Here is an 8,341-nt window from a genome sequence, read left to right as displayed (position 1 = left end):
TTGTGCTGCTCTGGCTTCAGTCCGACAATCAAAGAAAGTTGATATTGATTGAAAGTCAGCAACACTGATAGTCATAATTGATACAAACAAACGGATCTTTAAGTAGAAAAGCTGAAATGCGCACCCTTTAACTTGAGATCTATCAATGTTAGGGTAGAAGCAACAACAAACTATTTGTTGTTGGTACCCGTTAAGAAGGTATTGATTTACATTCATAGCGGGTATGTTCGGCTCAACACGTTCGTGATGGGCTGTCATAGCCAAACTCGTCGCGAGGCGAGGACGGAAAGCTACAGATCTTGATGAAGAACGAGATGGCTGGGCTGCATTGCTTTGTAACAAATCAAGGAGTTTATGATATGAAACAAGCGATGCTATTTGCAATTGCTTTATTTGCCACAGTGTCAGCTAATGCTGCGACACTCACCATCAATCCAACAGGGTCAACTAATGCCACTCAGACCACCTCAGTAGATACAGGAAGCACGGTGTTAGGTAGTGGTACCGTCACTAACGGTGACGAGCCATGGAGTTCAACTTACGATGTGACTACAACAGAAGATACCTCTACCATTATTGAGTGGTCATTTAATCCTGTAGCTGCGCTGACAGAAGCCACCATTTCTTTTGATAATGGGGTTGATCCAGTTCAGTTGTTTGATATTTCAGGTGATTTCAGGTTTACAGGTTTGATTTACGCAGGCACAGTTGCCTCTGTTAATTTGCTGAATGGTAATCGAAACGTCTTTAAATATGACGTATCACTGCAATCAGTTTCTGAAGTCCCTGTTCCTGCAGCATTTTTTCTTTTAGCCCCAGCCCTGTTAGGGTTCCTTGGTCTACGTAGAAAAAACGTGCTCTAGCTCGGGAAATTTAAACTTTTCTGAGACACTTCAATTATCTGACAAGATATTGAGTATTGTGAAAAAGCCGTGGTACAGGACCACGGCTTTTTTATTGCTGGATATTATTTCGCTTTACGGCGCAGGCCGATAAATCCTAATAGAGCAGGAGCAAACATTAATAATGCACCAGGAACAGGAACTGCAGATGGTACATCAACTTCTTCAATTCCAGCATAAAGTACACTCTGTTGGCTGTAGTTATAAAAACCAAAAGAACCATTACTGAATGCACCAGTAATACTTAACTCTTTTATACCATTGACAAAGACTTCAACTAAAGAGGATGTAAAGGTAATATCAAAGTCATATGTTGTATTATCTAGCCAACCTGTATCGCCCAAGTTAGTTGCACGGGCTAATTCGGTCACATTTTTGCTTGGATCATGAGACCAAGCACCAGAGTTATCACCCAATACGTCCCTGACCTGTGAGATGGCCAGTCCTTTTTGACCAGCACCGTAATAGGTTTGATCTCCTTGTTTCCAGTCGATGAGTAAATAATCAGCAGATGAGTTGGTTAGATCGTTATTGTTATAACCCAAGACAAACCCGATATAATCATCATCAGCAGTCGTCTTTACTGTTATCTGACCTGATAATGCCGTGCCCTGGCTATTTTTATTGTTGTGAAAGACGGTTGGAGTACCGTTGATTCCTTGTTGAACAGCATTATTACCCGACTGTAATACCCAGTTACCGTTACCATTTGCCTTCCATGAAGACAAATCAACGGGCTGAGGTGCAGCCATAGCTGTTGTGGATATTGCTCCAAGAATGAAGCCACCCAAGAGAAGGTTTTGTAACATTTTTTTCATGCCATTTTCCTTATTCGCAAAGTGAAAATGCAACTCAGCCATCTCATTTTTATCAGTAGAATTGAGACCTGTAGCTTTCCGTGCTTGGCTCACACCAAGGTTGGCTTTGAAATTGAGCGCTGGGTTTTACCAGCAAGGAAATTCTAACCCAACCAGACGCGATAGAAAATAACGTGTTTTGTATTTTCTTTACAAAAGTTAACTTTTGTAAAGTGACATGCGTTCGCTGCTATCTAGCGATAACGCAATGAAGCTGATAATGCAACTCCATATTCCCGGTGTATAGAAAGTCTCATTGTTAATTCTTGCAATAATTCACAACCAGTTCACAGTTTTTTTGTGATCATTATCACGCGATCAAGCAAATGCTGTGCGTTACATCCCAGATTTAACTAACTGGTATGGTTCTGAAATTCAGTGATTTGTACCATCGAATCATCTGAAATAGTTCAGATGGTCACATCATTAGTTATTTGTGATGTGTTTTTTATAAAGCCAAACTCGTCGTGAGACGGGGTCGGAAAGCCACGGATCTCTAATGTAATTGGAGATGGCCGGGTTGCATTGCTTCATAGATTAAATAGGAATTTATTATGAAAAAAGCGATGCTATTTGCTGTAGCTCTTTTGTTTTCGGTTGGTGTTAATGCCGCTACGTTAAATTTGACTGGAATTGGTTCATCAGGTGCTTCTCAAAGCGTTGATGTAAACAACAACAGTACAGTTTTAGCAGGTGGTACTGTAGGTGAATCAAGCAGTTGGTCTTCAGGCTTCGATTTAACCTCAGACACTGATACTGCAGTAAAGGTTGAATGGTCATTTAACCCATTTACTGCTCTTGATAGTGCAGTACTTGTATTCAGTGAAATCACAGGTCCATCAGGTGGTTACACTGGTAGTACACAGTACTTCAACATCACTGGCGACTTTAGCTTTACAGCATTTTTAACTGCTGGTGTGTACTACGCTGTTGATATTATCGACGCTACATCTAGTATTTTGAAATATGATGTATCAGTATCTGCAGTACCTGTACCAGCTGCATTATTTTTATTCGCACCAGCCTTATTAGGATTATTGGGCATGCGTAGAAAAACTGCAGTAGCAGCATAAAACTTGAAATCAAAAATCAAGTTAACAATTGTTAGTTAGATTGAAAGGGGAACTTCGGTTCCCCTTTTTTATGTCTAATAAAGATGCTCTTTTCTAAAACAAATCCATTTGCTTTGATGGTTTGTGAAATAAGTCGGTTCGTAGAACCAATGAAGATTGGTTTATGGGGTATTTTTTGACCGCTACGTTGAATCGTTTTTTGATCATATCCGCATAGAACCCCTGACCTTCAAGTCTAAAACCAAATCGTGGGTCATTGGTTTTGCCATTCCTGGAATCTTTAATGCGATTCATAACATGTTCAGCCTTATCTGGATAATGACTGTGTAACCAATCATTGAAGAGGGGGCTGACTTCTCTTGGTAATCTCACAAAAATATAGTCAATATTGCTAGCGCCTGCTTTTGCAGAAGCATCAATAATCGCTTCTAACTCTGTATCTGTAAGAACAGGAATGACAGGGGCAATCAGAACAGAAACAGGGATGCCATTACCCTTTAATATGCTAATCGTTTGCAGGCGTCTTTGTGCACTGCTGGCTCTTGGCTCAAGTTTTCTGGCAAGTGTTTTATCCAAGGTCGTGATAGACAATTGCACATGTACCAGTTGTTTTTCTGCAAGTTGTTTAAGTATGTCGATATCACGTTCTATCATAGATGACTTTGTGACAATATTAACTGGATGGCTAAATTCCAGCATCACCTTGAGTATCTGTCGTGTGAGTTTATGATCACGTTCTATTGGCTGATAAGGATCAGTGTTAGCGCCAAGAGATAGTATTGAGCACTGGTAATTCTTTGCCATTAACTCATGCCGAAGTAAGTCAGCAGCATTGGGTTTGACCGTGAGTTTTGTTTCAAAATCCAAGCCTGGAGACAATCCCAGATAAGCGTGGGTAGGTCTGGCGTAACAATAAATGCAGCCATGCTCACAGCCACGGTAAGGGTTAATCGTTTGCTGAAATGGTAGATCAGGTGATTGGTTTCGACTGATAATTTTACGAGGTGTTTCTTCACTTACCTCTGTCGAAAGAGGACTGACTTCACTATGAAACCAGCCATCATCAACCTCAGTGCGTTGAAACTCATTAAAACGACCATCGATGTTATTTACTGAGCCACGGCCCTTGTGTCGTTTATTGTGTTCTGACATTAATCAGATAAGTAATACTCTATGGTAGAAACAACGCGTACCTTTTTTATTTGTGGATTATTGTTGTCGCGTGAACTGATGCTGAATTGGCCTTGGCGCGCCTTACGAATTTTACCCAAGGTGCTGTCTGAGTCTTGAGCAAATTTTTCTGCTACTTCACGGGCTTTACGTGTCGCTTCTTCAATCATCTGAGGCTTAATTGAATTAAGACGTGTAAATAAATACTCTGGTTGAGCCGCGTAATTATTGCCTGTTAACACAATGCCTTGCTTGCCAAGTTCAGAGAGTTGCCCCATCACTTCTCTGACGGTGTCAATGGCCTCTGAATATACAGTAACGGTCTGTACAGCCGTATATCGAAATTCAGCACGTTGATTGCCACCATATTGCTGTGCAGATTTGTCGGTGATGGCTGGCGCGCTGATGGTGACATCATCACGTTTTATACCTTGTTGGGTCAGAAACGAAATAATGGTGTTGGTATTGCTATCAACATCATTGTATAAGCCTTGTAAATTATTACTTGCCAGAGTGAACTGGATTGGCCAGATGACGATATCTGCAGTGAACTCTTGTTCAGCTAGCCCTTTTACTGTAACTGTTCGTTCGTATTCTTTATATTCGATTGCAGCATTAGATAGAAACCAACCCAGGGTACTAAGACCGAGAAATAAAGCGACACCAAGAATCAGACTACTGCTTTTATTGACCGATGACATAAGTCTCTCCTATAGCAAACGCATGAATGTCCCAGCAGTGTAAAACAATTGTTGATTATGATCGACGTGAAAAATGCTCTTTTGAAAACGCGATACGTTGTTCAAGCGTCATTTTCTTCACATTGGTTAAAGATTCAATTTTCTTGAGCCGTGGCAGTAAACCCACACCATTAGCCACTTGTATACTCAAACCAGGACGGGCGTTTAGTTCAAGTAGCATAGGGCCTTTTTTACTATCCAAAACGATATCAGTACCTAAATAACCCAGGCCCGACATTTCATAACAGGATGCAGCCAGGTGCAGTAATTGATCCCAATGTGGCACCTGAAGATCAAGCAGGTTTCTACCTGTGTCAGGATGCAGCATAACGGGGCGGTCAAATTGAACAGCACGCACCGCACTACCATTACCAATATCCAAACCCACACCGACGGCACCCTGATGAAGGTTCGCCTTACCGTTAGAGTCAGATGTGGATAAGCGCATCATTGCCATCACAGGAAAACCTTTGAAGACAATCACCCGTGTGTCAGGTACACCTTCAAATGTATATCCATTAAAGCAATCATCGAACTGAATCAGCGCTTCAATGATGGCGACATCAGTTCGACCACCCAGCGAAAATAGGCCCGCCAGGATATTAGAAACATGTCGCTCAAGATCAGCGAGCTTAAGAATTTGCCCATTTGCTTTGTGGTACCCGAAATCATCTGACCCCGTCACCACCAAAATACCTTTACCACCTGAACCATGTGCCGGTTTAATACAAAAACCTGCAGTATTTTTAATAATATCAAGCAGGTCATCGACCTGGTGTTGTTCAGTGATAGTGCCTATCAGGTCTGGCGCATTAACCCCCGCTTCCAGAACGATTTCTTTTGTTTGTAATTTATCATCAACAAGCGGGTAGAGACGTCTTGGGTTGTAACGGCTTATGTAAGCAATATTTCGTTCGTTCATACCAAGCACACCAATCTTGGCTAGCTTGTTTGGGTGAACGTACCGAGACTTGACCTCTTTCAGCCAATTCAGCACATTCAGGCTCATAGGTGATCCTCGGTTAAAGGTTTAAAGCGTTTTAATTCGAGCAAGCGATAACCGGTGTAATTACCTGCCATCAATACCAGTCCCATTAAAATCAGCTGGATGCCGAGGAAATTGAAGGTCAAATGACGAATTAATTCGTTATTCATTGCTAAGTAGGCTAGTACAGCTACTAACAGAGAGCCACCACCTTGAATAACTACCTGATGTGGACCTTCTTCTTCCCATAAAACTGACATCCGTTCAATGGTCCATGCCAGAATGATCATCGGAAAGAACGTCACTTTCATACCTTCTGTTAAACCAAGCTTATAGGCAAGAATGGAGAATATTGCAATGATACCTATCACCATGATGATAACCGCGGATATTCGGGCGACGAGCAGCAGGTTGAGATAGGAAAGATAAGAGCGAATCAACAAGCCTGTACCCACGATGAGTAAGAAACCGACTAAGCCCGTTACCAAGCTTGTTTGAATGAAGGCCAAGGCAATCAAAACCGGCATAAACGTACCGGATGTCTTTAAGCCCACCAGAATTCGCATTAAGACCACCACTAAAACACCAACAGGTATTAATAAAATACCTTTAAATAGTGCTTGTTCCTCAAGTGGTAGAGTGTAGAGTGAAAAATTTATCAAAGCTTCATCAGCAAACTTCTGATTCAAAGCGACACCAAACGGGAGCTCTTGCTGAATCATAGAGAAAGTAACGTGTGAATTGGTTCCGCCAATCAGTTCAAGAACGGGTCCTGAATGATATTCCCAGAGTAAGACATTTTCAGGCCTGCCTTGCTCACCTGTTTCCGGGTTGAACAATTGATAGTCACTGTCATCAAATACCTGAATATAGGTGACTAACTCTTGTCTGCGACGACCGTCTTCAAGAAATAGTGCATGTACTTGGCGAGCAGGTACACCAGCTTGTTGCAGTAATTGAACAATCCACTGCGTTTGCGGTTTCAACTGAGCTAAGAGTTCAGCGTTTTGTGATTGATTTTTAAACTCCTGAATCAATTCTCTAGCAAGAGTGTATGGCGTGGAGGAACGCTCTTGTGCTCGATCAAGGAGTTGATTAGCGGATGTCGCGTAAGGCTCTTTTTCTATGCTGACTTTTAACGCCGGTGGCTGGCTGGGTTCTGGTGGAACAGCGTAAGGGTCTAACAGCATATCCACTTTGTAATAAAGGGCTTGTTCGCCTGTAGCTTGCCGGATTGACCATTCGGCGCGCTGACCGCCGTTTTCACGTTTAGTGTAAGACAAACCATAGCCCGGGCTGGCAGTTTGTTGGCTCAGTTGCGTAAAGCCGGGTTGTGTTCCAGGTATGGCAAGTGATGCCAGCACTTCTTTATCTTGTGCATCAAACTCAACCTTGGCTTCGATAGACCAGGTTTGACGCTGCTCCCCCGGAAGCCAAGGAATATCAAAGGTGTAATGTCTATGTAATGTTAATCCCAGGCCTGTGACAATCAGTAAGCCCACTATCAAATAAAACGCTTTACGAGATGTCATGGCCTGGTTTCCTTATTTCTTCTTACTTTTACTGACTGAAGGTGCTTGCGGCTGGTTTTTAACAATTTCAGGTTTGGGTTGATTATTGTCTTTTGCCACATCTACCACAGCTACATCACGTAAGAACTCACGTCCCAGCAGGATAGGGTAGGTCATATGGGTGCGGTCATTTAAGGTAAATTCAGCTACTTCGGTCATCTTACCCAAGCGTACAGTTAGTGAGGCTACTGGACGTTTGTCGAGTGTATCTGTCGAGGCCTGACGGATTTTGACGTAACGCACTAAGGGAGCTTCAATTTCAAAGCTATCGTCACCATCATCTGGTGCTAAACGGAAACGTACCCAGTTCTTGCCATCTTTCTCAAAGGGAGTGATATCCAGCGCACTGATAGATGATGTGGTAGCGCCGGTATCGACACGAGCCTCGTAAACACGATTGATAGCCTCAATCCACAGCCATTCTGTTTTACCGACTACTAGTTTATTACCGATATTGTTTGTATTTACCGCAGCAGGTTTGGGGCAAAGTGGGGGAGCAGCATCACCTTTGTGTTGTTTGACGATGACAGTATCCAGTTTGCCTTCAATCACATCAAAACGTCCATCAAACTGACGTTGTGCTTTGCTGATCTTTTGCAGTTCATCAGCTTGTACTGTCTCTTGCTTGTTCAAACTTTCACATTGCTGCTGAATTTGTTGAATGAGGCGAGATTCGGTCTCTTGCAGAGATTGAGCTAACTCAGTAGATGAGACAGGAGGTGTTTGTGGACCCTGTTGAATACAGGCGCTTAAAAATACAGTAGAAGAAGCAATCAGAACTAATAGTTTAGACATAATAACCTTGTAAGGATAATTGATTGGATTCACTAAAAAATAGCGGCTATTGTAGCAGAGACAATACGCTTGATAAGCAGCGTATTAAAAATTCTTATGTATTTTCACGTTTCGCTAATAAATGAATGTATCGGCCCATATCACGATAAACCGGCATGCGACAATATTGATGCTCTAGCTCGAACAATACGGACTCATCACTGTTGTCTCTGGCTTGTTGGCTCATGTAGTCATTAAACACTCGAATC

Annotated in this window: 8 protein-coding genes and 3 riboswitches; of the genes, 2 read left to right on the top strand and 6 right to left on the bottom strand. The window is 42.2% G+C overall.

Features of this window, described 5'->3' with window-relative positions; all coding sequences use genetic code 11:
• Nucleotides 1-249 precede the first annotated feature (249 nt).
• A riboswitch (cyclic di-GMP riboswitch) is annotated at nt 250-331 on the top strand.
• Between the two features lie 28 nt (nt 332-359).
• Nucleotides 360-863: a hypothetical protein gene (locus B4K20_RS08475; protein ID WP_289243415.1), complete on the top strand. Its 504-nt coding sequence runs from the start codon at nt 360-362 to the stop codon at nt 861-863.
• 104 nt (nt 864-967) lie between these two features.
• On the opposite strand, the gene B4K20_RS08470 is transcribed toward B4K20_RS08475, so the two are convergent.
• Nucleotides 968-1,720 carry a PEP-CTERM sorting domain-containing protein gene (locus tag B4K20_RS08470; RefSeq protein WP_289282562.1) on the bottom strand — a complete coding sequence of 251 codons (753 nt, stop codon included), beginning with the start codon at nt 1,718-1,720 and terminating at the stop codon, nt 968-970.
• 25 nt (nt 1,721-1,745) lie between these two features.
• A riboswitch (cyclic di-GMP riboswitch) is annotated at nt 1,746-1,835 on the bottom strand.
• 369 nt (nt 1,836-2,204) lie between these two features.
• Nucleotides 2,205-2,287, top strand: a riboswitch (cyclic di-GMP riboswitch).
• A gap of 26 nt (nt 2,288-2,313) precedes the next feature.
• Here B4K20_RS08470 and B4K20_RS08465 point away from each other — a divergent pair.
• A complete protein-coding gene (locus B4K20_RS08465; RefSeq protein WP_286304199.1) occupies nt 2,314-2,832 on the top strand; it encodes a hypothetical protein in 519 nt (172 codons plus the stop codon).
• A 93-nt stretch (nt 2,833-2,925) separates the two neighbouring features.
• Here the strand turns inward: B4K20_RS08465 and B4K20_RS08460 are convergent, their stop codons facing one another.
• Genes B4K20_RS08460 through B4K20_RS08440 form a run of 5 tightly spaced genes read right to left on the bottom strand, consistent with a single transcriptional unit; the run spans nt 2,926 to nt 8,093 of the window.
• Nucleotides 2,926-3,984 (bottom strand): PA0069 family radical SAM protein, encoded by a 1,059-nt coding sequence (locus tag B4K20_RS08460; RefSeq protein WP_289282561.1) that lies wholly within the window; start codon nt 3,982-3,984, stop codon nt 2,926-2,928.
• Complete coding sequence (locus tag B4K20_RS08455; protein ID WP_286304201.1) at nt 3,984-4,703, bottom strand: SIMPL domain-containing protein; 720 nt, start codon at nt 4,701-4,703, stop codon at nt 3,984-3,986. Before B4K20_RS08455 ends, B4K20_RS08460 begins: the two co-directional genes overlap by 1 nt.
• A gap of 55 nt (nt 4,704-4,758) precedes the next feature.
• Nucleotides 4,759-5,751 (bottom strand): alpha-L-glutamate ligase-like protein, encoded by a 993-nt coding sequence (locus B4K20_RS08450; protein WP_289282560.1) that lies wholly within the window; start codon nt 5,749-5,751, stop codon nt 4,759-4,761.
• Nucleotides 5,748-7,259, bottom strand: a complete 1,512-nt coding sequence (locus tag B4K20_RS08445; RefSeq protein ID WP_286304202.1) for an inactive transglutaminase family protein — start codon at nt 7,257-7,259, stop codon at nt 5,748-5,750. The genes B4K20_RS08450 and B4K20_RS08445 overlap by 4 nt, the downstream gene beginning before the upstream one ends.
• 12 nt (nt 7,260-7,271) lie before the next feature.
• Nucleotides 7,272-8,093, bottom strand: coding sequence for an ATP-dependent zinc protease (locus tag B4K20_RS08440; protein ID WP_286304203.1), 822 nt, complete (start codon nt 8,091-8,093; stop codon nt 7,272-7,274).
• Between the last annotated feature and the right edge of the window lie 248 nt (nt 8,094-8,341).

It is taken from the genome of Methylophaga sp. UBA5088 (assembly GCF_002414625.1).
Classification (GTDB): Bacteria; Pseudomonadota; Gammaproteobacteria; order Nitrosococcales; family Methylophagaceae; genus Methylophaga; species Methylophaga marina.
Note: the sequence above shows the minus strand (reverse complement) of the source record. Positions and strands in the feature narration are given on the sequence as shown.